Genomic DNA, 23,914 nt, shown 5'->3' on the forward strand with positions numbered 1-23,914 from the left:
GGAGCGATGGCGTTGACAGTGCCGCTGGATCGGATCTCCAGCGAGGCTCACAAGGCGGATGTGCGCAAGGGTGTGCTCGCGGTGCTGCGACTGCTGGCGACGATCCTGATCGGCATCCCATACGTGCTCGGCTGGTCGGCGAGCAAGGTGTGGCTGGGGCTGACGATCGCGTGGGTCGCAGTCGGCGAGGGCTGGCGTGACGCGCGCATGTCTGCGGGTGGGCGGCGCCGGTGAGTGAGCAGCTCGTTTTCGTGACGATCGAATGGGACGGCGCTGACCGGCGGGAGTCCGAGGCGTTCGGGCCGTGGACGGCCCAGACGGATGGCTCGCACACTGACGAGATCGGCGAATTCGTGAGCCGGTGGCACGGTGCCGAGCGCAAACTTTGTGCGTCGTTCGTCGTCGGGTTGCCTACCCCACCCGCGGCGTACGACCAGAGGGTGCAGGCCCGTATCTGATGGGCCTGCTGGAGAAGGTCTCGGCGGCGCATGTCGAGCGGTATCGGCGACCGGGTGGGCTGTCGCGGTTCGGATGGGACGACTACCTCAACCTGTTCTCTGGCGATCCGTTCGGATCAGGCTTCTACCAGACGATCACAGGATCCCGGGAGCGGGTCGAAGGCAACTTCGACGGCATCGTCAACGGCGTCTACAAGCGGTCGGGCGTCGTGTTCGCGTGTCTGCTGTCGCGGCTGCTTGTGTTCTCGGAGGCGCGGTTTCAGTGGCGCGGCTTCAATAGCGGGCGGCCTGGGAAACTGTTCGGCGGGCAGGATCTCGCCTTGCTGGAGCGGCCATGGCCGGGCGCGACGACGGGTGACCTGCTGGCGCGGATGGAGCAGGACAGCGCCCTGGCGGGCGCGTTCTTCGCGACGCGGCGACGGTCTCGGGACGGCCGGGAGCGGATCGTACGGCTGAGGCCGGACTGGGTGACGATCGTGCTGGGCTCGTATGAGGACCCGGACTTGCAGGCGTTCGACCTGGACGCCGAGTTGATCGGCTACATCTACCAGCCGCCGACTGGCCGCACCGAGGTGCTGCTGCCGGAGGAGGTGTGTCACTATGCGCCGATCCCCGACCCGGTGGCGTCCTTCCGCGGCATGTCGCTGCTGCAGGCGGTCATCCGGGACATCGAGGGTGATCAGGCTGCCACGACTCACAAGCTGAAGTTTTTCGAGAACGGCGCCAGCCCCAACATGGTCGTCACCATGGACGCCAGCGTGACGCCCGAGGTGTTCGAGCGCTTCAAGGCGAAGATGGAGACCAGCCACCGCGGCGCCGTCAACGCCTACCGCACCTTGTATCTGGGCGGCGGCGCCGACGTGAAGACGGTCGGCAACTCGTTCGAGCAGATGTCCTACAAGGCGATTCAGGCGCTGGGGGAGACCCGGATAGCTGCGGCCTTGGGCGTGCCGCCGGTCATCGTGGGCCTGTCGGAGGGTCTCGCGTCGGCGACGTACTCGAACTATGCGCAGGCGCGCCGCCGGTTCGGCGACGGGACGTTGAGGCCGCTGTGGCGGAACGCGGCGGGGTCGTTGGCGAACTTGCTGCCGCCCAGGCCGAACGCCCAGCTCTGGTACGACGATCGCGACGTCTCGTTCTTGCGCGAGGACAAGAAGGACGCTGCAGAGATCTTCCAGGTGGAGGCGTCCACGATCGCAAGCCTGGTACGTGAGGGCTTCACCGCGGAGTCGGCTCAGGCCGCAACCGCCGCCCAGGACTCTGGCCTGCTCGTGCACACCGGCCTTCTGTCGGTGCAGCTTCAGCCGCCCGGCTCTCAGCTTTCGCAGGGTGCTGGCGAGGCCGAGCCGCAAGACGAGAACGAAGACGATCCCGCTGACGAGGAAGGGCCCGACGGCGCCGTCCTTGATGAGGAGGAAGAGCAGCCGTGAAGCGTGACCTGATCACCGTCCGGGCGTTCACCGCGCCCGTGGACCTTCTGCCGAAGAGCGCCGACCACCAGCCTCCCGAAGGTGACGAACGCGCCGAGGTTCGCGCCGAGTCCGGTAACCCGGTCATGGTGCTGCGGTTCTCCGCGTTCGGCGCCTGGTACGAGATCAACAGCTACTACGAGGGCCGGTTCCTTGAGCGGGTCCTGCCAGGCGCGTTTTCCAAGACGATCACCGAGCGCGGCGACAAGGTGAAGATCCTGTTCAACCACGGGATGGACTTCTTCGTCGGCGACAAGATCCTTGGCGTGCCCGAGACGCTGCAAGAGCGTGGCGACGGAGCCTATGCGGAGGTGCCGCTGCTGGACACCTCCTACAACCGGGACCTGATCCCCGGGTTGTCGGCCCGCGGCTACGGCAGCTCCTTCATGTTCAACGTCACCGACGAGCTGTGGAATCACGAGCCCGAGGCGAGCAGTCACAACCCCGAGGGCCTGCCTGAGAGATCAATCCTGCAGGTGCGGCTGTTCGAGGCAGGGCCGGTCACTTGGCCGGCCAGCCAGGCCGCCACGGCGGGCCTCCGCTCCGTCGGCATGACCGACTGGTACGGCGAGCAACTCCGCTCCCGCGACCCTGACCGGCACGAAGCGATCGTCCGGTCGTTCACAGACTTCCGTGCCCAGCACGGACTCCGCACCGCCAGCGGCGAGGCCGCCCGAGCCGCCGAGGACCCGGTTCTCGGCGCGCTGTCGGGCACCGCACCGCAGGAGGCCGCAACCAATCCGACCGACGCGCCGGACACCCCGGAAGTGCACCACGCGACAGGTCTCACCCATCCGCAGCGTGACGCCCGCATGAGGGTGCAGCGCTACCCATTCCTGAGCAAGGAGGCGTCCTGATGGACGAGATTCTGCGCAGGCTCGGTGAGATCGAAACCGAGATGCGCGAACTGCACGAGGCCGCGGCCGACCAGGCATTCACCGACGAGCAGCAGGCCCGCTGGGGCGATCTGGAGGAGCAGCGCGCCGAGCAGGTGCGCCTGCAGGACGAAGAGCGCGGCCGCCAGGAGCAGGCGCAGGCTCAGCGGGCGGAGCAGGAGCGCCGCCGCAACCTCGTGGCTGGCTTCGCGGCCCGCGGCAACACCGAGGCTGGCGACGGTAACCTCGACGTCCGTGGCGTGCAGGTGATGCGCCGCGTGGACCCGTGGGACGGCTCGGAACTTCGGGCGCTGTCACGCGCGGAGGTTCGTGACCGGTCGATGAAGGTCCTGGAGGGCCGAGAGAACGGCCGCCATCTGCGTAGCGACCAGCTCGACAAGGTGGAGCGTCTGCTGCGGACGCGGACCGAGGACACCGACGGTGGCATGATCGGGCGGCGCCTGCTCGCCTCGGAGAACGAGGCGTACCGTAGTGCGTTCGTCAAGGCCATGCACTACGCCCAGCCGGGCTTCACTGATGAGGAGGCGCGGGCGGTCGCTGAGTTCCGGGCGATGGCCGGCGGCACCGACAACGCGGGCGGGTACGGCGTTCCGGTCCTGATCGACCCGACGATCATCCTGACGGCTCAGGGTTCGCTGAACCCGTTCCGCGGGCTCGCCCGCCAGGTGACGATCACCACGGACGAGTGGAAGGGCGTCAGCTCGGCCGGTGTGACCTGGTCGTACGATGCTGAGGCTTCCGCGGTTTCGGACGACTCGCCGACGCTCGCCCAGCCGAACGTGCCGATCAACACCGCTCGCGGTTTCATCCCTTACTCGATCGAGGTCGGGATGGACTACCCGGGCTTCGCTGAGGAGATGTCCCGTCTCCTCAGCGAGGGCTACGACGAACTGCAGGCGCAGTCTTTCGCGACCGGCTCCGGCTCCGGCCAGCCGCGCGGCATCATCACCGCCCTGGACGCGAACACCAACGTCGAAGTCGTCGTCACTACCGACGGCGCGTTCGGCGGCGCCGACATCAACAAGGTGTGGAGTTCCCTGCCTGACCGGTGGAAGCAGAACGCCACCTGGGTGATGAACCACGACGTCGGCAACGAGGTAGCCACGTTCGGCAACGGCAACAACCTGTCGTTCGTCACCGTCGACCTGACCGGCGTGATCGAGACGATCCGGATGCGGCCGATCGCGTTCGCGTCGTACTTCCCGGACTTCACCGGCACCACGGGCGCGTCGAACATCCTGGTCGTCGGCGACTTCCGCAACTACCTGATCGCCGACAGGGCCGGCATGAGCGTCGAACTGGTGCCGCACCTGTTCGACGTGACGAACAACCGCCCGACCGGCCAGCGCGGCTGGTTCGCGTGGGCCCGGCACGGCGGCAACTCGATCAACGACCTGGGCTTCCGCCTCCTACAGAACCAGTAATCACTTCCCGCCAGCCGCCTGGGTGGTCGGCTGGCGGGAACTCAACCACCCACGCCACCCAGAGAGGTGCAGATCATGGACGTCGTCATCGCGACCGACACCGTCAACGTCACCTGGCAGGGCAGGCGCCTGCACATCCCGCGCGGCACCGCCTGGGATGCGGGAGACCCCCTCGTAAAGCAGTTTCCGGACCTGTTCTCGGCCGACAACCGGTTCGTCAACCGGACCGTCCCGCATGAGCAACCCGTCGCGGACGAGCAGCCAGTAGAGCGGGCCACCCGAGCGCCCGGGGAGCGGAGCCAGGCACGCCGCACGCGGACCGCGAAGTGACCGCACCGGCTGAAGCGCCATCCGAAGTGGGGCCCGCGCCGATGGACGGCAGCGTCTGCCTCGCGTACGTGCACGGCCACGAGGTCGCCTACTCGTGGCATCTGAGCGTGGTGGGCCTCCTCGGATACGATCTGGCCAGCCAGCAGCGGGTGCTGCGCGGCGGCTACCTCGGCATGCGCTACGGCACCGGCGGCATCGTGGACGCCCGCAACGCCACCGTGGAGGAGTTCCTGCGAGGCGAAGGCGAGTGGTTGTTCTGGACGGACACCGACATGGGGTTCGCGCCGGACACGCTGGACCGGCTCCTGGACGCCGCCGATCCGGTTGAGCGGCCAATCGTCGGCGCGCTGTGCTTCTCCCAGCAGGAATACGCCTTGGACGGCATGGGCGGGCACCGCACCAGGCCACGTCCCACGCTGTTCCGCTGGGTGGAGGTTGGCGATGGTTGCCAGGGGTTCACGGCGTGGCTGGACTACCCGCGCGAGCAACTCGTTGAGGTGGCCGCGACCGGCTCGGCGTGCATCCTCATCCACCGCGACGTCCTGGGCAAGGTGGCCGAACAGTACGGGCCGAACTGGTACGGCCGGATGGCCAACCCGACCACAGGCCAAGTGCTTTCTGAGGACCTGTCGTTCTGCGCGCGGGCGGTCGCCTGCGGATACCCGATTTTCGTGGACACGCGGGTGAAGACGACACACCTCAAGCAGGTATGGCTCGGCGCGGAAGACGCCTGCCCGGCGGACGGCTCCGAGGTGACCGGGTGATCGGGACATCAACCGGCTTGGTCGTCATCGTGCCGTCGCGCGGACGCCCGGATGCCGCCCGCGATTTGGCCCAGACGTTCCATCGGACCTGCACCGCCGACACCGAGCTGGTGTTCGCGGTAGACGAGGACGATCCAGAATTACCGGGCTACCGCAGTCTGCTCGGCGTGCTCACTCTGATCAGGCCGAACAGGTCGATGGTGGATGCGTTGAACCGGACCGCCGCCGAGATACTTCATCGGCAAACGCCTCCGCAAGCAATCGGATTCATGGGCGACGACCACAGGCCGGTCACGGTCGGCTGGGACGGCGACTATCTGGACGCCTTGGCCAAGCGGCCCGGGTTCGTCTACGGCAACGACCGCATCCAGGGCGCACGCCTGCCCACACAGATCGCCATCAGCACGCCGGTGGTGGCCACGCTCGGGCACATGGCGCCGCCGACCCTGCACCACCTGTACGTCGACAACTACTGGCTTACCTTGGGCCGGTCGGCGGGTTGCATCAGCTACTTGCCGAGCGTGGTCGTCGAACACCTGCACCCGGTCGCCGGGACCGCGGAGTGGGACGACGGCTACCGTCGGGTCAACGCCCCGGACATGTACGCCCAGGACCGCGGGGCGTTCCGGGCGCACATGGCCGAGCACGGCCCTATGGAGGTCCTCGCGGTGCGCGAGGCGCTCGCAGAGGCACGGCGGTGACCCGGCAGCGGCTGCGCCCCGCCTACACCGACGACGAGCTTCAATGCCTCTACCGAACACCCCATGACCATCGACGCTGGCACGATCACCATCTGCGGGTGGACGTGACCGTCGCGGTCGCCCGCTGGCTCGCCGGCGACGGAGTGGCCGCCGCGGCGGATCTGTCGTGCGGCAACGGCGCCATCCTTACCTCGATCTCGGCCGCCGTGAAGTACTACGGCGACTTCGCGCCCGGCTACCAGCACCAGGGGTCAATCGAGGAGACGATCGGCCAGATCCCGGACGTGGACCTGTTCGTGTGCTCCGAGACACTGGAGCACCTGGACGACCCCGACGTGGTGCTCGGCAGGATCCGCGAACGCTCCCGCATGTTAGTGCTGTCCACGCCCGTGGACGCATGGAACGACTCCAATCCCGAGCACTACTGGGCCTGGTCGCGTGAGGACGTCGAGGAGATGCTCACGGCCGCTGGCTGGCAGATGCACGTGTACGCCACCGCGGACTTCCGCCCCATGGGGCTGCCGTACTGCTTCGGCATCTGGGGTGTGCGATGAAGACCGCTCTCGTCACCGGCGCCGAGGGGTTCGTGGGCCGGCATATGGCCGCCGAGCTGTTCGATCACGGCTGGACGGTGCAAGGCGTAGACATCGCCAACGGCCACAACGCCCACGACTTCTTCCGCACCGAGACCAACCGGTACGACCTGGTGGTGCACGCCGCGGCGACGGCGCCCCATCGGGCGGCGATCGACGGCTCGCCGATGAACCTGGCGCTCGATCTGGCGCTGGACGCCGCCATGTTCGAGTGGGCAGTGCGCACCCGTCAGCGTCGTGTCCTCTACCTGTCCAGCAGCGCCGCATATCCGATCGACTGCCAGCGCGATGTCGCCACGGCGAGGCCGCTGTCAGAGGCGATGGTCCGGTTCGACCGGTACAACATCGGCACCCCTGACGCCTCCTACGGCTGGACAAAGCTGACCGGGGAGCGGGTGGCCGCCGCGGCAGCGCAGGCCGGGCTGCCCGTGCACGTCGTACGGCCGTTCTCCGGCTACGGCGAAGACCAGGGTGTCGACTGGCCGTTCGGGGCGTTCGTTGCACGGGCCAAGCGCCGAGCCGTCCCGTTCCGCATCTGGGGCGACGGCACGCAGGTGCGCGACTGGATCCACATCGACGACGTGGTGGCCGGCGCTCTCGCGGTAGTCGAGACCGACGTGCGAGAGCCGGTCAACCTGTGCACTGGCTTCGGCACGTCCATGCTCGACCTCGCCACGATGATGTGCGCGGAAGCCGGATACCGGCCCGCTTTCGACCTGCGCGAGGACGCCCCCACCGGAGTGGCGTACCGGGTTGGCGATCCCGCACGGATGTTCGACGTCTATCGGCCGAGGGTGTCGCTTGCCGAGGGAGTTCAGCGGGCGATGCAGGCGCTGGTGGGCCGGTAGTTCAACGGACAGGACTGCGCGGGCGAACTTCTTCGACGTGCTTGGAGGTGCCTGCTGTGATCTCGGTTCGGTCAGCGTCGACCGGCTCGTCTGGCGACCCGACCGTAGTGGCGAAGCCGGTCGGAACGGCGGCAGGCGATCACCTGGTCGCCGTCCATTTCGAGGATGTTTTCGGCAATACGGCTGGGATGACAGCACCCGGCTTTGCTCAGACGGGGACCACCTACTCGGGGACGGGTAGTTGCTTCGGCAAGGTCTGGCAACGGGCTGTGGACGGCAGCGAGGGCTCGTCGTTTAGCTTCGGGAATCCGGACACGGCTGTGGTGGTGCTGTTATGTATCACCGGCCACAATCCGACCACCCCGATCAACGTGGTGCCGGTATGGGGGGATGGCGGCGCAAACCAGACCTCTCACGTCGCGCCCTCCGCGACACCGTCGGTGGATGACGCCCTGCTGATCTGCGGGTTCGCAGCCACAGGTTCGTCGGCCTCGTACACGCCGCCCGGCGGCATGACGGAACGCGGCGACGCTTACGCGGGGTTTGCCTTCGCGAGCGTCGCAAGTGAGGTATTGGTCGGCGGCGGCGGGGTGGCGACTGGCACCCGTACGGCGACCTGCTCGATCTCCGGCGCCAACGCGTACACCTCACTCAGCTTGGTGGTCGCGCCTGCGGTGAGTACGGCTGGGCGCGCGCCTAAGGCCTTGTCGCAGTACGGCGGCTTCTTCTGATGAAAGGATCATGATGGCTCGATACGCCGCGCAGGTCGAAAGCTCGGCCGCGCTCGCCGTGGACACCGGTTTCGCCTGGCTCATGTCCTCGGCCAACACTGGCTACAAGCTGCGCCGTGTCACGATCGGTTGCGTGGCTGGCGCTGGTGTGCCGACCTCGCAGCAGGTGGTCGTCGGCATCAACCGTGTGACCTCGGCGGGGACGACTCCGACCGCGGGCATGACCCCGGCGAAGCTGGACCCGAACTCGGCGGCCGCGGGTGCTGTGTGGAACAGCGCCTACTCGGCGGCGCCGACGAACTCGTCGAATGATCAGTGGCGGATCCCGTTCAACACCCAGAGCTCGGCGGATCTTCCGTGGGAACTGCTCGAGGAGTGGGCGGTCGCCCTGGGTACGAGCAATGGCTTGGCCTTCATCAACAGGGACAACGCGTTGCCCGCCTCGCATAAATATGTCCTCAGCGTCGAATGGGAGGAGTGATCTTGGCGTTCGCCGACCAGGTCGCTCTCACCAAGGATTCCGCCTTCAGGGATCGGGTTCGGATGGCGGCAGTCACCGCTGCCGTCCTGGTCGCGGGGGAGGCGCAGAGCGCCCTATCCACGACCGCCTACCTCAAGCGGCAAGGGCTGGCCACGCGGGTGCTGGCGGCTGCCGGACATGGCGAGCATTCCGAGATCCTCGACATGTTCGTCTGGGCAGTCTCGCAAAACGGCGCGATCAGCGCGGCCAGCCTCGACAGTGACATCCAGTTCACCGTCAATAGCATCTGGAGCGACTGCGCTGGCGTGACCGTGCTCGATTAGGGGGCTGAATGTCGCGGCGCTGGCGCCACCCCTCCGTCCGTCGCGGCGAGTTCTTCCAGCCGCCTCGCTCTACCGCCGCACCGCAGCCGCCCTCTCTCGCGCCGCAGATGCTGCGGGCGAGGTCACGGTTCGGTCTGACAGCCCGTCGTGGTCGCTTCTTCACGGCCGCTGGCTCGGTTGCGTTCCTTCCGCTGCCGACGAGGCAGGCCGGCGAGTATCGCCTGGGGGCGAGGGCGCGCCGAGGCGAGTTCCTGGCCGTTCCTCTGGTGGCCACGGTGCTGCCGGTCGTCCAACGCGGCGCGGTTCGCGCTCGCGCTCTGCGGGTTCGGTCCGGCCGCTTCGTGTCGCCTCCTGTTCAGGTGGCAGCACCGGCGGCTCCGTTCTTCTCGCCTCGACTTGTGCGCGGCCGGGTTCGGCTGGCCGCCCTCCGCGATGGCCGCTTCGCATCTCCGCCGCTGTCGGTGGTCGTTCAGCCGCCTCCGTCGTGCCCGCCTCGGACGGTACGAGGTCGTGCCCGGCCCGCCCCCGTCCGAGGCGGCGCGTTCACGTGCCCGCCGTGGTCGGCACCGGCCGTCGCGCCTCCGCCGTGGGTTCCATCACCGGTGGCCGGCCGCCGTCGGGCGCTGACGGCGAGGCGCGGCAGGTTCGCCGGCTCTCCGGCCGCCGCGCCAATTCCGCCGCCGCACATGTCGAGCGGCCGCCCGGGGGCATCTTCTCGTCGCGGCCGCTTCACCGCGTGCCCGCAGCCACTGGCCTGGATTCCTCAGCCGATCCGTGCGCGTCGGCCGAGCTCCGCGCCGCGGCGCGGCCAGCTCTTCGAGCTGACGTGGCCGCAGGCCGTACCGCCGCCGCCTCCCGTCCCGGTGCCTACGGTCCGGCGTGGCCGAGCGGCACCACCCATGATCCGCATCCACGGCCGCATGTGGCCGGGCTGGATGGAGCTCACCGAGTCGCTCGCCCCCGAGTCGTCGGCCGGAACGATGTCCGCTCGCGATCGACTCGCGGCCAGGGCGGTCGGCGCAGAGAGGCGTGGGACTTCGATGGCGAATCGCGTACGGCGGGCGGCAGAGATGGAGGGCGCGTGAGCTTCGACCTTGGCGACCCTGTCCCGCTGTCGATCACGATCACGAACGCATCCGGCGCGCCGGAGAACGCGGGCAACGTGGCGCTGACCATCACCCTGCCGGACGGCACGACGCACATCGAAGCGTCGGTGCCTGGCACGGACGGCGCCTACAACTTCGACTACCCGACGGTCCAGGCCGGGGTGCATCGGGTGCGGTGGCTGGCCACCGGCGCCAACGCGAGCGCGTACGCCGACGTGTTCGACGTGGAGCCCGCCGAGGGCGCGCCGTTCATCTCGCTGGCCGACACGAAGCGCCACCTCAAGAAGGACCCGCAGCTGTCGGAGGACGACGAGGCTCTGCGCTGGTTCATCGGTGCCGGGTGCCAGATCATCACCGACCGGATGGGGCATGTGTCGCCGCTAACCGTGGTGGCCGACCGATCGGCCCGCCGGGGCGTCGTGGTGCTGCCGGAGCGGCCGGTCATCTCGATCATCAGCGTCGTGCGGCTGCCCGGCGGTGAGGTCGTACCTCAGGCCGACCCGCTCGCGGGCACGGACGGCTGGATGCTGGAGCACGCCGAGGGCGTGTTGCGGGTGCCGGCCTGGTGGGGTGATGTGCGGATCACGTACAGGGTCGGGCGCTCGCCGTTGCCGCAGAATTTCAGGCTCGCCGGGCTCGACCTGATCAAGCACCTGTGGCAGGGCTCGCAGCACAACCAGGCGGGCGGCCGTCCGGCCCTGGGCGACTCGGACGCGATCGCGGCCGCGTCGATGAGGCCCTACGCCTTGCCGTATCGCGTGTCGGAGCTGCTGGGCCTGAAGCGGCACCAGGAGCGCGATGAGCCGCTCGTCGGCTGACTATCCCGGGTCGTCCGTGCTCACGATTCCAGGGTCAGGTTGAACCTGACCTCCAATGACCTGGGAGGACTTCCCTCGTGTCCACTATCCCTGCGGCGCTCGACGCGCTCGTGGCGCTCGCTGAGCGCGCTCACCCCGATGTGCAAGTGCTCGACGGCGGTCCGACGATCGAGGTGCGCGACGACGTGATCGCCATCGGGTACAGCGGCAGCACCGCCGAGCCGGATGTCCGCTCGACGCTGACCCGCGACCAGCTGGACATGGAGCCGGATCACGAGGCGTACGACGTGATGTGCATGGCCAGCGCCTGGCGCGGGGACGCGCACCGCGGTGGCAAGCCGGACTCCCACACCGTCCGCGCCCGGGCATTCGAATTGTTGGCTGGGCTCCGCGACGAGCTGGCCCGGGACTCCCGCCTCGGCGGGACGGTGATGATGGCCCGCCTGTCCACCCTCGATGTGGTGCTCGACCAGACGAAGTCGGGGCCAGTCTGCACGGTGCGTTTCCAGGTGCACATCGACGCGTTCGCGGTGGCGTGATGGCAGAGCCCGCAGATCCGTCGCAGGCGATCCGCGCACTGGCCAAGGAGCTGGACGGTATCCCGAAGGAGCTGCGCCAGAAGCTGCGGCCCGCGCTGAGGGCGGCTGCTGAGCCGGTCGTTCAGGACGCTCGGAGCCGGGCCAGCTGGTCGACGCGGATCCCACGTGCGATCTCGATGTCCGTCAGGTTCAGTCGCGATCCAGGCGTGCTCATCCGGGTGCGCAGGTCGGTGGCGCCGCACGGCCGCGCCTACGAGGGCATCACGGGAGCGAGCGACTTCGTGCACCCGGTCTTCGGCCACCGGGACCGGGAGGTGGCCGAGGGGACGCGGCCATACCTGGAGCCTGCGGTGCGGGCGGCGGCGGACAACGTACTGGCGACGGCGGCCGGGGTCGTGGAGCAGGTGGCCCGGGAGCAAGGCTTCCGATGATCAAAGAGGAGTGCTGATGGCCTTCAGGCTGCAGTCGTTTTTCGAGCTCGAAGCGGAGATCACCAATCCGCTGGACCTGACCACGGTGTCGGCGCCTCTAGCGATGGCCCGCCAGCTGATCCTTGCGCAGGGGACGGGCGCCGGCCAGGCGGACATGATCTGGTCCGATCAGTTCACGATCTCAGCGTCGGGCACCCAGGCCGTTGACCTGGCTGGCACGCTGCAGGGCCCGTTCGGGACGACGCTGACGTTCGCGCGGATCAAGATGGTGATCGTCGCCGCTGCCCTCGGCAACACCAACAACGTCAACGTCGTCTCGGATGCCACCAACGGCCCGCTGCTGTTCCTGGCGAAGGGCGACGGTATCCCGGTCAAGCCCGGCGGCATGTTCGTGTCGTTCGACCCATCGGCGGCGGGAACCGTGATCACGCCCAGCACCGCAGATTTGATCAACCTGGTCAACTCCGCCGGCGGCACCACGGTTACGTGCGATGTCGTCGTCGTTGGCGCGAGCGCGTAGGGGGGCGCATGGAAACCGTGTGGATCTCGCACCCGCGGCTGGAGGGCAAGGTCGAGGTGCCCGCCTCCTCCCTGTCGCATCACCAGCGCGCCGGCTGGGAGCTCGTGGCCGCACCCGATCGGCGGCCGGAGACGATCCAGGCTCTGATCGACGGCGGCTGGGACCCGGAGCAGGCCAAGGCCGCCGTCGAGGCGGCGATGCCCGACCCGCCCGGCTCACCACCAGATACCGGCCAGACCAGCCAAGCCCCGGAGGACACCTCCGGGGCTTCTTCTTTGCCCGAAACGCCGCGTGCTCGGCGCTCAACCAGGGGGGATAGCTAATGCCCGCAACGCCGATCACTCCGGCTTCAAGATTTTTTAGGCCCGGCATCACGAAGGTGTCGTGGATCGTCAGCATCGCGAACATCGCGGCTCCGTCGCGGGCCGAGTTGAACGCGGGCTCGGACCTGTCCAAGGACGTCGCCGACATCAACGGGTGGATGGTCAGTGGCGCGAAGATCGACACGCCGGACCTGAACTCCAGGTTCGTGTCGAACATCCCCGGCCTGACCTCGGCGGACGAGAGCGCGATCACGTTCTATGCGAGCGACACCGGCTCCGATGTCAGGACGCTGATGCCGCGCGACACTGCGGGCTACATCGTGTGGCTGGATGGCGGTGACATCGCGGGTCGGAAAATGGATGTTTTCCCCGTTCGTGTGCTCAGCGTTGGCAAGGTCCGTTCGATGGGCGCTGAGGCGGCCCGGCTCACGATCCAGTACGCCGTCACCAGCGAGCCGTCCGAGAACGTGACCATCCCGGCATGAGCGAGGACCGCCTGCTCAACCGCGGGCGCCTGTCGGCCGAGCATCCGATTCGGATTGACGACGACACCGAGGCGCGCAAGGCCGTTGAGCAGGCGCAGTTCGCAATGGCTTTGCTGCAGACGCAGGGCGAGGTTGCGGACGATGCGGCCGTCCGGAGGGCCAAGGCCGCTCTAAAGCGAGCCGAGAAGCAGGTGCGGGACTGCTACGAGTTCATCCCGCTGCGGGCCCTACCAGCCGATGACTTCGAGGCGCTGATCGGTCAGCACAAGCCGAGGCCGGACACCAAGGACGAGATTTGGAACGGCGAGACATTCCCGAAGGCGTGCCTGCTGGCGTGTGACGAAAGCGGCCGGAGCGAGGCTGACTGGGAGCACATCTTCAAGAACGTTCTGTCGGGACCGGAACAGCTCCAGCTGTGCAACACGGCGATCCGGGTCAACGCTCGGACGCCGGACGAGTCGCTCCCAAAAGGTTGGGCGCAGATCGAACCCTAGCCCTGGAGCTGGACGTCTGCGCCGAGTACCGCATCCCGCACTCCGCCTTCCTGGCCTGGGATCAGGACGACCGGGACAAGGCGATCTGGCACTGGATCTGGAAGCGCCAGGAGTGCGGGACGTGCGGCACCCGCGAGGAGGAGTGGGACGAGTCCCGCGGCGGCCACCGCTGGGCGTACGTGGCGGAGAAGCGCCGGTGTCGCGGCTGTGAGGTGCGCGAGGCGGCTGAAGAGACGAGGACGGCCGAGGACGGCCGCGGGGTCCACATCGTGATGATCCGCAACGAGGAGGTGCTCCATCGTGCCGACTCGTGACCTGATCATCGCCCTGAAGTCGAAGTGGGACGACCGCGGCACCTCGGACGCGGCCAAGGGCCTGAAGCAGGCGGAGGACGCGACCCGGAAGTTCTCTCGCGAGCTGGAGCAGCTGGAGAAGCAGGCGCGCCAGCAGGGTGCGGCGATGACGCAGAGTGCCGCCCAGGCCGACCGGTTCCAGCGGGAGCTCGACGACGTCGGCCGCACTTCGATCAAGACCCGCAAGCTGCTGGAGGACGCGACCAAGCGGCTGCCGAAGATTGAGATCACGGCGGACACGAGCGATGCCGAGCGCCAGGTGGCGGGCCTCTCCAGGCGACTGCAGGACCTGTCCGGGAAGCGGATCGGGATCGACCTCGACGCCCGCCAGGCGGCGGACGAGGCCGAGAAGCTCCGCCGCGAGCTCACGCAGCTGGCCGCGATGAACCCCGAGATCTTCGTGGGCGCCAACGTCGAGCGGGCCATCCGCGACCTGGACAAGGTCGAGCGGGAGGCGCGCGACCTCGACCGGCGGGTGAACGTTAAGGTCGACGTGGACGGCGCGTCGGCGGCCGCGGCGGCGATCGGCCTGATCCAGACGGCGCTCACCGCGATCCGCGGTTCGGGTCCGATGGCCGGGGCGGCGGTGGCCGCCGCGATCGGCGCGCTGCCTGCCGCCGCGGCGCTGGCTTCCAGCGCGCTCACGGTGGGGCTTGGCGGCGCGCTGGCCGGGCTCGGCCTGGCGGCGGCGCAGGGCTCAGATGCCGCGCAGGATGCGATCGGCCAGCTGCGAGAAGCCGCCAAGCAGGAGGCCGCCAAGATCGGGCAGCCGTTCGAGGCTGTCTGGACCCGGATCGCGCAAGTCGCCGAGCGGGAGCTGCTCAAGATCTCGCCGGTGATCCGCGACAACTTGGCCAAGCTGGCTCCCGACGTTTCGGATTTCGTCGACCAGGCCGGCGCCAGCCTTGAGGAGCTGACGCCGGCCATCTCCGCGATCGAGGAGGCGTTCTCCGCCGTGCTGGCCGAGCTTGGGCCGCGGATGCCGGAGATCATGCGTCACCTGGCGGCCGCGATCACCGCGATCACCGAGGCGGTGAAAGAGAACCCGCAGATCTTGGCGGATTTCGCGACCAACCTGGCCAAGATCGCCGAATGGGCGGGCAACGCGGTCGCGGCGCTCACCAGGTTCGTGAAGTGGGCGCAGGAGAATGCGACGGCGATCCAGGCGATGACGGCCGTGATCAACCCCGCGGCCGGCGTCTTCGGCCATTTCACGGTCGAGGCGGGCAAGGCCGGGCGCGAGAGCCTCAACATGGGCCAGGCCGTGCAGAAGACGACCGGCGACGTCAAGGCGATCGGTACGGCCACTGACGAGGCCAGCGTGAAGATGCGCGAGGCCTGGGCCAGCGCTTACACCGAGTTCGCCAAGTTGGGCTCCCTGCTGGATTCCGCCCGCAGCCGCGTCTCGGCCCAGGATGAGCTGGCGCAGGCGCAGGCGCGCGCGGCCGAGGTGCAGCGCGCCGGCGCGGAGCGGATCGCGCGGGCCGAGCGGGAGCTGGCCGACGTCCAGGAGCAGAGCGCCGAGCGGGTGAAGGCCGCCAAACGGCGCGTGGCGGACGCGCACCGGCAGGCGGCCGAGGCGGTCGAGGCGGCTAAGGAGCGGGTGCGCAACGCCGAGGAGGCACTCACCGCGGCGGTCGAGGAGGGCGCGCAGCGGGAGGCCGACGCCCAGCGGCGTGTGGAGGATGCGCGCGAGCGGATGGCGCAGGTCGCGGAGGAGTCCGGCCGCCGGATCGAGGATGCTGCCCGGCGCCTGGCCGACGCGCAGGCTGATGCGGCGGCGCGGCAGGTGGACGCCGACCGGCGCGTGGCCGATGCCCACCGGCGTACGCAGGACGCGGTTGAGGACCTGACAGCCGCCCGCGAGCGGGCGCAGGAACGGCTCGAAGACCTGATTGCCGCCGAGTCCGGCGCGGCCCTCGACGAGGAGGGCGCCCAGCTCGCCATCGATCGGGCCCGCGAGCGGCTGAATGAGGTCAACTCCGACCCCAAGTCGTCGGACTTGGACCGGCGCGAGGCGGACCTGGCTCTGCGGCAGGCGCTGCAGCGGCTGGAGGAGGTCCGGCGGCGCAACGCCGAGCTACGCGGCGACCTGGCCGACGCGCAGCGGGCTGGGATCGACGGCTCGACCGAGGTGGTGGATGCGCTCGGCCGGATCGAGGATGCCCGGCGGGCGGAGTCGGAGGCAGCGGCGGAGGCGGCACGCACACGCCAGGAGTCCGCACGCTCGGTCGCCGACGCCGAGCGCGCCCTGGCGGACGCGCAGACGGAGGCCTCGCGGCAGCAGGCGGACGCCGCCCGGCAGCTGGCCGACGCCGAATCGGAGCTGGACAAGACCCGGGTCGAGAGCGCCCGCGCTGTGCGGGACGCACAGAAGGACGTGGCCCGCGCCCAGGCCGACGCCGCGCAGGTCGCGAAGGAGTCGGCCCGTTCGGTCGCCGACGCCCAGGCCGAGGCCGCCCGCGCCGTGCGGGACGCATCCCGGGAAATCATGGACGCCGAGAAGGCGGTCCGTGACGCCCGCCGCGAGGCCGCTGCCGACAACCGGTCCGCCACCGACTCGGTACTGGAGTCATGGGCGAAGCTGCGCGGCGACTCCAAGCTCACCAGTGAGCAACTGCTCGCGGAGCTGGAGAAGCAGGTCCGCGACCAGGAGACGTGGCGCGCGAACCTGGTCACCTTGGCCGGGCGGGTGCCGCCGGAGATGCTCGACGAGCTGGCCAAGCTTGGCCCTGGGGCGGCCGGACTCGTGGCGTCGGCGGCGTCGATGAGCGACGCGGAGCTGTCCAAGTTCATCAGCTTGTACGGCCGGTCAGGAAAGTCCGCTGGTGACACGTTCGCCAAGAATCTGCAGGACGCCGGCCCGGCGCTGGCCGAAATCGCCCGCACGCATGGCAAGAACGTCGCCGACCGGGTACGCGAAGCGATGGACAGCGGCCGTGTGGGGGTTGCCGAGGCGGCCCGCCGGATCGGCGTCGCGATCAATGAGGGCATCCAGGGCGACCGCGTGGTGACCATCAGAACCGAAGTGCAAGAATTCGCCGCGAAGATCAGCCAGCAGGCGGACGGCGGCATCCTGACTTACGCGATGGGCGGGATCGCGGCGTTCGCGGGCGGTGGCGAGCACCACGTCGCGCAGATCGCCCGCCCCGGCACGATGCGACTGTGGGCCGAGCCGGAGACGGGCGGCGAAGCCTACATCCCGCTCGCGGCCTCCAAGCGGGGGCGCTCGGAGGACATCCTGTCGGAGGTGGCCAACCGGTTCGGTGGCGCCTTCACCAAGCGACCCCCGGCCGGGGCTGGCGGTCTGCCGACGATGGTGATCGGGCAGGGCAGCAACAGCTACAGCATCACCGTCCAGGTCGCGCCAGGCGCCGACATGGCCGCGGCGGGGGCGGCGACGGTGAAGGCGATCCAGGAGTACGAGCGGCGTTCCGGGCCGGGGTGGCGCAAGTGACCCTGCCATTTATCACGGTTGAGTCGATGTTCGACAACACCGCGTTGTCCGGCGTCGTCCGCACCAACACCTTCGACGGCGGCACGAACGGCGTGACGATCTCCACTGCCAACTCCGGCGGGAGCAGCGGCAATGCGTTCAACAGCATCGCGGGCTCGCCGCAGTTCACGAACGCGCAGGCATACGGCAGCGGCCTGGCAGCATTCAACCCCAGCTCCGGCGTGGACACCCACATGGACTGGTCGAGCGTCGCCCAGGCGGGCGACGTGTTCTGTGTCCGGCTCTACATGTACCTGGTGTCGGCGACCAGCGGCTCGCAGCGCGTCTTCGTCGCGCTCGGCCCGTCCTCTGGCGTGATCTCGGCGCTGTGGCTCTTTAACGACAGGATCTTGCGGCTGTATCTCGGTTTCAGCACCACGCTGGCCGCACAGCTCACCACGCCGGTGCCGACCGGCCAGTGGGTGCGGGTTGAGCTCCGCTACACGATCAACGGGTCCGGGAATGGCACCGGAGAGGTCTGGCTGTACACCGACCCGAACAGTTCCACGCATACTGACTACGCCATCTCCAGCACGCTGGCCTGGCCGAACGGGCCGAAGCCGACGAACGTGGAGTTCCACCTGCAGCGAGACGCCGGCGGCTACTGGTACATGGACGGCGCTGCCCTCGCCGCCGCGAAGATCGGGCCAGCGGGCACGTGGACGGACCTGACGCCGTACGCCAAGCGCGGCATCACCACCAAGCGAGGCTCGGGGCGCGTCCAGAGTCCGATCATCCACTACGAGGCAGCCACCGCCACCGTCCACCTGAACAACAGCGATAGGCGCTTCGATCCGACCAACACGTCGGGCCCGTACGTGACCGGCGGCGTCAGCCGGGTCACCCCGATGCGGCCGATCCGCATCCGCTGCACCTGGGCGGGCGTGACCTACCACCTGTTCCGCGGGTTCGTTGATCAATGGGACGTGGACTGGGTCGCCAACGTCTACTCCGAGGTGACCGTTGTCGCGACCGATGGCTTCAAGGTGTTGGCCAACAAAAAGCGTGCGCCCACCCTGATCACCGTCAACGGCCAGCAGGTGCCGCAGACGTACGGCGAGGGTGAGGACTCGGGGGCGCGCGTCACCCGGATCCTCGACTCGGCGGGATGGTCGGCCGCGGACCGGTCAATTGCTACCGGCAACAGCCCGATGCAGGCGACGACGCTCGAAGGTGACGCCCTTTCGGAGCTGCAGAGCGTCACGGACTCCGAAGTGGGGGAGCTGTACATCGACGGCCAGGGCCGCCTCGTTTTCCGCAATCGGCGCGCGATCTTCACCGACAGCCGCAGCACGACGGTGCAGGCGACGTTCGGCAACCCGAGCACGTCGATCGCACCGTTCGAGACGAAGCTGAACACCGACGACGCCACCCTCTATAACGAGGTCATTGCCCAGCGCGAGGGCGGCGTTCAGCAGACGACCGGCGACAGCGCGAGCCAGCTCGAATACCTGACCAGAACGTTCAGTGGCTCGAACCTGCAACTTCAGACGGACGGCGAGGCGCTGAGTTGGGCCCAGTGGGTCGTATACCTGTCGAAAGATCCCGAGACTCGGTTCGACGAGCTGCGCATCCACTGCCACGCTAACCCGAGCGTGCTCTTCCCTGCCGTGCTGGCGCGGGAGATCGGCGACCGGATTCAGATCGTTCGGCGGCCGCCGGGCGGCGGCACGATCACGCGTGACGCGTTCATCCGCGGCATCTCCCACGAGGTGACCACCGAGAGGTGGATCACCACGTTCCAGCTCCAGTCAGCTCGTGCGTTCGGCGCGTTCTTCACCTTGGACGACGCCGTCAACGGGCTGTTGGGCAATGGCGTTCCGATGGCGTTCTAGGGGGATCAATGGCCACCGTACCCAACCCCAGGACGTGGACGTCGTCTGAGCAGGTCACAGCGGCGAAGCTGAATACCGACATCCGCGATAGCTGGAACTACTTCAAGGCCAAGCCGTTCTGCCTGCTGGCCAAGTCTGCCGACCAGTCGATAAACGTAAGCTCCCTTACGGCGATTACGTGGGACGTCGAACTGAAGGACAGCGACGGCGGGCACAGCAACGTAACCAACAACTCCAGGTACACCGCGCAGACGGCTGGATGGTACAACGTGCGCTGCACCGCATTTCTCATTCCCTTTAGTTTTACGTGGGCAGACCTGACAATCCGCAAGAACGGCACTACGCAGCAGAGCAGAGCCACACAGATCCCAAGCCTGGGATTCGGTAGCCTCGCCCCGCTCCTTACGGAAGGCTATGTGCAGCTTGCCGTCAATGACTACATCGAAGCCACGGTCATTATGTTGAGCGGCAGCGGCAATAACGGCAATGTGGCGTCCGGTCAGCCATGGTATACAACTAGGCTGCAAGTCGAATGGGTGTCAGCATAGATGGCCGCGCCCCCTCTGTCGTCGTGGGACGTTGGCGTCAATCCGACTTCAGCGATTCTCAATGCCCGCATTCGAGACGCCATAAACTTCATGAAGAACCGCCCCCATGCGGTACTCCGGCGCATCACCAGCAACCAGGCCGTGTCCAGCAACACGAACACTCCGATCTTCTGGAACGGCGAGGACCTCGATACGGATGGCGGCCACAGCAACGTCACCAACCCGTCTCGGTACACCGTAGCGACTGCTGGCTACTACCAGCTCTCTGCGGTCGTCGTTTGGGGCACCAATAGTAACGGGTATCGGCAGATCTTCTTTGCAAAGAATGGTGTCACGACATCCCGCTACGGGATGATCTACACGTTCGTGCGGGGGATTGGTGGCGCGCAGATCTGCATGAGCACGTCCGTTGTGCTCGGCCTGCAAGCTGGGGACTACGTCGAGGTTTGGGGGTACCAGAACACGGGCGGATCGCTAGACGTTTCAGTTTCTAATCAAGACTCGCGGTTTGAGATTGAGTGGGTGTCCAACCTGTGACTCTTCCCTCGCCAAAGACGTGGTCGGCCGGTCTTTGGTCTGCTGCCGAAATGAATGTCGAGATGCGCGACGTCCTCGGCTATTTTCTCAGGCCGCCCATGTGTATCGTCCGAAAGGACGGGAGTGCGCAAACGGTGCCAGGACAGGCTACCGTGGTCGCCTCGTGGGATACGGTGGTGTATGACAATGACGGCATGTTCGGTGTAGACGGAAATAGATTCACCTGCAAGACGCCTGGCTACTATGTGTTTAGCTGGCAACTCCAGTTCTACATTCTAACGCCTTCTGGCGGCGGCCTGCGAAAGCTTGAGTTGAGGCAGTACAACGCAAACGCCGCCTTGATAGATAAGCTGGAGATATCTAACGTTCAAGTGCAGCAGTCTGATGAGTCGTACGCCGGGTCAAGCGTCGTGGGCCTCAACGCATCTGATTATGTGATGTTTCACTGCGTTAATTGGGATAATCCAAGCCATCAGATCGTCGGCTACGAGCCTTCGCAGAACCAGTACGGATGCCAAGTCTCCGCGCGCTGGCTGAGCACGCTCTAGAAGATCAGGCCCCCTGACGTGCCGCCCACCCCGTCAGAGGGTGCACGGGCTGGGCGGCACACCCCTCAACATGACGAGGAGCGATGTGGCCGATGAACCCACGCCGTGGGAGCTTCACCGCTCCATGGAGGCGCTGCGGCGGTCCGTCGAAACCGGGTTCAACAGCCTCAACGCCCGCCTCGACAAGCTCGTGCCCGTCGACTTGTTCCAGGCATACCAGCAGGCCGTGCAGAGGCAGTTCGACGAGCACGAACGCGAGATCGCCGCGCTGAACGCGGCCCGCGACGCCGAGAAAAACCAGCGCTCCGCCGACCGCCGGCTGATCGGCTTGGCGGTATTCACTGCGTTCGTGTCGCCGCTGGTCATCCTGCTCATCCAGCTCTGGTTGACCGGCAAAGGAACGTGACGATGGGCCGCCACGACGACAGCGTCAACCCCGTGTTCGAGCCGGACGACAGTGTGGCGGAGTCGGCTCCGCGGCGGATGTGGATCCTCCCGATGGCGGTCGCCGTCGTGTTCGCCGGCCTGGTCGCCGCCCTGATGGTGCAGGTCGCCTCGGTCCGCGACCAGGTGCGGGACGCGGAGCGCGACAACGCCGTGCTGTACGACCAGGTGCAGCGGCTCGGCGGGGTGCCGCTCGTGTCGCCCTCTGCTGGCCGTCAAGGGGAGCGAGGGCCGACCGGTCCTGCCGGCCAGACGGTGGTCGGGCCTCGCGGTCTGCCCGGCCCGAGCGGTCCGCCTGGGCCTGCTGGCCGAGATGGGAAGCCGGGCAAAGATGGCGCGGTCGGGCTACAAGGTGTTCCCGGCCTAAAGGGCGATCCCGGAGCAACGGTCACCGGCCCTCCAGGAGTCAAGGGGGATGCGGGAGCCGACGGCAAGGACGGGAAAGACGGCAGCGCCGGCCCCGAGGGCAAGCAAGGCGAGCCTGGCCCCCGCGGGGAGACCGGACCCGCCCCGGCCAGCTGGACGTTCACCTACCTCGGCGTCACCTACCAGTGCACGCCTGACGAGGCCGGATCCACCAGCTACACGTGCAAGGCGACATAGGAGGACCCTCAATGAAGCCGGGAGAACCGCCGATCAGCCGGCGTGCCGTGCACAACTCTGGCGCCGGGAACTTGCCGGTCCGGCGGGTGGTCATCCACGCCACCTGCCCGGGTGTCGGCTATCCGGTCGCGAGCAAGAAGGGCGCCGCGTCGGGGACAGCGAAGTACTTCCAGATGAAGTCGTCGGGCGGGTCGGCGCACTACATCTACGACTCCAGCCGGCACGAGGAACACTGCGTCGCCGAAAGCGTGACAGCCTGGCACGCGCCCCCGAACCCGCACTCGATCGGCATCGAGATCTGCGGAGAAGCCTCGTACACGCGCGCCCAGTGGCTGTCGCCCGAGGTGTGGCCGGCGGTCGAGGAAGCTGCGGCCAGGACGAGAGACCTGTGCGTCCGCTACGGGCTGCCGATGCGCAAGCTGACGGTCGCCCAGGTCAAGGCTGGCGCCGAGGGCGTGTGCGGCCACGTCGACGTCAGCAACGCCTTCCACCAGACCGACCACAGCGATCCCGGCCAGCACTTCCCGTGGGACGAGTTCATGCACCTGGTCAACCGGGAGTCGGCGCTGCCCAGGCCGGAGCCGGAAGCGGATTGGACGGAGGAGATCGTGAAGCAGCTGCCCACCCTGAAGGCCGGGGCCGACAACTACGACGTCAAGACGCTCCGGGCGAACCTGTTCGCACGCGGCACTGTGAGCGAGGACCGGTACGCCGCGGCGGGGCTGCGCGCCTGGCTGGAGGAGACGGCATTCGATGCCGCCCTCACCGCTGACGTGAAGCACTTCCAGGGGCTGAAGAAACTCGACCAGGACGGCGTGTGCGGGCCCAAGACCTGGGGCGCCGTGCTGCGCGTGGCCTGATGGGCGACGGCCTGTGGCTGCGCTACTGGCCGCACCAGACGTTCCTGCCGCGGCATCCCGAGCCCGCGGAGGAGCACCAGCCCGACGACGGGCGTATCTCTGGCCTCGTAGACGAGGCGAACTGAACGCCGTTCAGATCCTTAACAATCCGCGTGATTTTATCGCGCCGATTCTTTAGGCCCTGACCTGGCCTTCCTCGGGCGCGCTGCCAGATGCGGCGCGCTCTTCGCATTTCCCCCATTCGAGGAGCATCCCTCATGCGCAAGAGCGCTGTCCTATTCGCCGCCGTCATCGCCGCCGCGGGCCTGACCGGCGCTCCAGCCTCGGCCACCGCTTCTGCGGACGTGCCGGGCCTGGCTATCACGCAGGTCGGCTACAACGCCTACGGCAGCGACACGATCTACAACCGGAACCAGGAGTTCGTCGACGTCAAGAACGTCAGCAGCCCGGCCGTGGACGTCAACGTCGCGGGCTTGGTCGTCGCTGACCAGTGGGCCAAGAGCCACGTCGACGACAACGACCGCGGCTGCAACACCCTCAAGGTGACCGCCCTTCCCGGCGTCACCACGGGCGCGGACGGCAGCGTCATGCTGGCCGCAGGCCACACGGTGCGCGTCTACAGCGGCCGGGGCGTCGCCGCGGTGTCGGCTGGCGGCAACGTCCACGCGCTGTTCATGAACAGCCTCTGCGGCTATCACGGCCACATCTGGGGCAACGGCGGCGACACAGCGTGGATCACCAAGGGATCCGACTCGGAGTCGTTCGCCTACGACTTCGACAACGGCTACACGGTCAAGCCGTAGGAGGCTCTCATGCAGTTCAAGCTGTTCGGCCGTGACCCTGCGGCCATCCTGTACGGCCTTCAGTCGCTGCTGGCTGTGGTGGTCGCGTTCGGCGTGATCACGGGTGACGCTGCCGATTACACGATGACGATCGCGAACGGCGTGATGGCGCTG

Annotated in this window: 30 protein-coding genes; all 30 read left to right on the plus strand. The window is 67.9% G+C overall.

Annotated elements, in window-relative coordinates; translation table 11 throughout:
- Positions 1–6 precede the first annotated feature (6 nt).
- The 30 genes from VIU94_RS42315 to VIU94_RS42460 all read left to right on the plus strand — a co-directional run bounded on the left by VIU94_RS42315 (position 7) and on the right by VIU94_RS42460 (position 23,761).
- Complete coding sequence (locus VIU94_RS42315) at positions 7–234, plus strand: hypothetical protein (protein WP_331920620.1); 228 nt, start codon at positions 7–9, stop codon at positions 232–234.
- Positions 231–458: a hypothetical protein gene (locus tag VIU94_RS42320; protein ID WP_331920622.1), complete on the plus strand. Its 228-nt coding sequence runs from the start codon at positions 231–233 to the stop codon at positions 456–458. The genes VIU94_RS42315 and VIU94_RS42320 overlap by 4 nt, the downstream gene beginning before the upstream one ends.
- Positions 458–1,888: a phage portal protein gene (locus VIU94_RS42325; protein ID WP_331920624.1), complete on the plus strand. Its 1,431-nt coding sequence runs from the start codon at positions 458–460 to the stop codon at positions 1,886–1,888. The genes VIU94_RS42320 and VIU94_RS42325 overlap by 1 nt, the downstream gene beginning before the upstream one ends.
- 38 nt (positions 1,889–1,926) lie before the next feature.
- Entirely contained in the window at positions 1,927–2,784 is an 858-nt protein-coding gene (locus tag VIU94_RS42330) for an HK97 family phage prohead protease (protein WP_331920626.1), read from the plus strand.
- On the plus strand, positions 2,784–4,247 hold the full coding sequence (locus VIU94_RS42335) for a phage major capsid protein (RefSeq protein WP_331920628.1): 1,464 nt from the start codon (positions 2,784–2,786) through the stop codon (positions 4,245–4,247). Before VIU94_RS42330 ends, VIU94_RS42335 begins: the two co-directional genes overlap by 1 nt.
- A gap of 75 nt (positions 4,248–4,322) precedes the next feature.
- The gene (locus VIU94_RS42340; protein WP_331920630.1) at positions 4,323–4,577 is read left to right on the plus strand and encodes a hypothetical protein; all 255 of its coding nucleotides are present in this window, start codon (positions 4,323–4,325) and stop codon (positions 4,575–4,577) included.
- Positions 4,574–5,341 carry a hypothetical protein gene (locus tag VIU94_RS42345; RefSeq protein WP_331920632.1) on the plus strand — a complete coding sequence of 256 codons (768 nt, stop codon included), beginning with the start codon at positions 4,574–4,576 and terminating at the stop codon, positions 5,339–5,341. The genes VIU94_RS42340 and VIU94_RS42345 overlap by 4 nt, the downstream gene beginning before the upstream one ends.
- A 17-nt stretch (positions 5,342–5,358) precedes the next feature.
- Complete coding sequence (locus tag VIU94_RS42350; RefSeq protein ID WP_331920634.1) at positions 5,359–6,042, plus strand: hypothetical protein; 684 nt, start codon at positions 5,359–5,361, stop codon at positions 6,040–6,042.
- 98 nt (positions 6,043–6,140) lie between these two features.
- Entirely contained in the window at positions 6,141–6,596 is a 456-nt protein-coding gene (locus VIU94_RS42355; protein WP_331920636.1) for a class I SAM-dependent methyltransferase, read from the plus strand.
- The gene (locus tag VIU94_RS42360; RefSeq protein ID WP_331920638.1) at positions 6,593–7,483 is read left to right on the plus strand and encodes an NAD-dependent epimerase/dehydratase family protein; all 891 of its coding nucleotides are present in this window, start codon (positions 6,593–6,595) and stop codon (positions 7,481–7,483) included. The genes VIU94_RS42355 and VIU94_RS42360 overlap by 4 nt, the downstream gene beginning before the upstream one ends.
- 56 nt (positions 7,484–7,539) lie before the next feature.
- Positions 7,540–8,214, plus strand: coding sequence for a hypothetical protein (locus VIU94_RS42365; RefSeq protein ID WP_331920640.1), 675 nt, complete (start codon positions 7,540–7,542; stop codon positions 8,212–8,214).
- A gap of 13 nt (positions 8,215–8,227) precedes the next feature.
- Positions 8,228–8,695, plus strand: a complete 468-nt coding sequence (locus tag VIU94_RS42370) for a hypothetical protein (RefSeq protein ID WP_331920642.1) — start codon at positions 8,228–8,230, stop codon at positions 8,693–8,695.
- 2 nt (positions 8,696–8,697) lie between these two features.
- Positions 8,698–9,018 carry a hypothetical protein gene (locus tag VIU94_RS42375; RefSeq protein WP_331920644.1) on the plus strand — a complete coding sequence of 107 codons (321 nt, stop codon included), beginning with the start codon at positions 8,698–8,700 and terminating at the stop codon, positions 9,016–9,018.
- A gap of 1,081 nt (positions 9,019–10,099) precedes the next feature.
- Positions 10,100–10,942, plus strand: coding sequence for a hypothetical protein (locus VIU94_RS42380; RefSeq protein ID WP_331920646.1), 843 nt, complete (start codon positions 10,100–10,102; stop codon positions 10,940–10,942).
- A 77-nt stretch (positions 10,943–11,019) separates the two neighbouring features.
- Positions 11,020–11,481 (plus strand): hypothetical protein, encoded by a 462-nt coding sequence (locus VIU94_RS42385; RefSeq protein WP_331920648.1) that lies wholly within the window; start codon positions 11,020–11,022, stop codon positions 11,479–11,481.
- Entirely contained in the window at positions 11,481–11,912 is a 432-nt protein-coding gene (locus tag VIU94_RS42390; protein WP_331920650.1) for a hypothetical protein, read from the plus strand. The genes VIU94_RS42385 and VIU94_RS42390 overlap by 1 nt, the downstream gene beginning before the upstream one ends.
- A gap of 16 nt (positions 11,913–11,928) precedes the next feature.
- Positions 11,929–12,432, plus strand: coding sequence for a hypothetical protein (locus VIU94_RS42395; protein WP_331920652.1), 504 nt, complete (start codon positions 11,929–11,931; stop codon positions 12,430–12,432).
- 8 nt (positions 12,433–12,440) lie between these two features.
- Entirely contained in the window at positions 12,441–12,755 is a 315-nt protein-coding gene (locus VIU94_RS42400; RefSeq protein ID WP_331920654.1) for a hypothetical protein, read from the plus strand.
- A 56-nt stretch (positions 12,756–12,811) separates the two neighbouring features.
- Entirely contained in the window at positions 12,812–13,240 is a 429-nt protein-coding gene (locus VIU94_RS42405; protein WP_331920656.1) for a phage tail tube protein, read from the plus strand.
- A complete protein-coding gene (locus tag VIU94_RS42410; protein ID WP_331920658.1) occupies positions 13,237–13,734 on the plus strand; it encodes a hypothetical protein in 498 nt (165 codons plus the stop codon). Before VIU94_RS42405 ends, VIU94_RS42410 begins: the two co-directional genes overlap by 4 nt.
- A complete protein-coding gene (locus VIU94_RS42415) occupies positions 13,713–14,048 on the plus strand; it encodes a hypothetical protein (protein ID WP_331920659.1) in 336 nt (111 codons plus the stop codon). The genes VIU94_RS42410 and VIU94_RS42415 overlap by 22 nt, the downstream gene beginning before the upstream one ends.
- Positions 14,035–17,544: a coiled-coil domain-containing protein gene (locus tag VIU94_RS42420; RefSeq protein ID WP_331920661.1), complete on the plus strand. Its 3,510-nt coding sequence runs from the start codon at positions 14,035–14,037 to the stop codon at positions 17,542–17,544. Before VIU94_RS42415 ends, VIU94_RS42420 begins: the two co-directional genes overlap by 14 nt.
- A 26-nt stretch (positions 17,545–17,570) precedes the next feature.
- Positions 17,571–19,418 carry a hypothetical protein gene (locus VIU94_RS42425; RefSeq protein ID WP_331920663.1) on the plus strand — a complete coding sequence of 616 codons (1,848 nt, stop codon included), beginning with the start codon at positions 17,571–17,573 and terminating at the stop codon, positions 19,416–19,418.
- An 8-nt stretch (positions 19,419–19,426) separates the two neighbouring features.
- Entirely contained in the window at positions 19,427–19,966 is a 540-nt protein-coding gene (locus VIU94_RS42430; RefSeq protein ID WP_331920665.1) for a hypothetical protein, read from the plus strand.
- Entirely contained in the window at positions 19,967–20,503 is a 537-nt protein-coding gene (locus VIU94_RS42435; protein WP_331920667.1) for a hypothetical protein, read from the plus strand. It abuts the gene before it with no gap.
- Positions 20,504–20,553: 50 nt separating this feature from the next.
- On the plus strand, positions 20,554–21,051 hold the full coding sequence (locus tag VIU94_RS42440) for a C1q-like domain-containing protein (RefSeq protein ID WP_331920669.1): 498 nt from the start codon (positions 20,554–20,556) through the stop codon (positions 21,049–21,051).
- 85 nt (positions 21,052–21,136) lie between these two features.
- Complete coding sequence (locus VIU94_RS42445) at positions 21,137–21,457, plus strand: hypothetical protein (protein ID WP_331920671.1); 321 nt, start codon at positions 21,137–21,139, stop codon at positions 21,455–21,457.
- A gap of 2 nt (positions 21,458–21,459) precedes the next feature.
- Positions 21,460–22,098 carry a collagen-like domain-containing protein gene (locus tag VIU94_RS42450; RefSeq protein WP_331920673.1) on the plus strand — a complete coding sequence of 213 codons (639 nt, stop codon included), beginning with the start codon at positions 21,460–21,462 and terminating at the stop codon, positions 22,096–22,098.
- A gap of 11 nt (positions 22,099–22,109) precedes the next feature.
- Entirely contained in the window at positions 22,110–22,958 is an 849-nt protein-coding gene (locus VIU94_RS42455; RefSeq protein WP_331920675.1) for an N-acetylmuramoyl-L-alanine amidase, read from the plus strand.
- 257 nt (positions 22,959–23,215) lie between these two features.
- On the plus strand, positions 23,216–23,761 hold the full coding sequence (locus tag VIU94_RS42460) for a hypothetical protein (protein ID WP_331920677.1): 546 nt from the start codon (positions 23,216–23,218) through the stop codon (positions 23,759–23,761).
- Positions 23,762–23,914: the final 153 nt, after the last annotated feature.

The organism is Streptomyces sp., from assembly GCF_036566765.1.
Classification (GTDB): domain Bacteria; phylum Actinomycetota; class Actinomycetes; order Streptomycetales; family Streptomycetaceae; genus Streptomyces.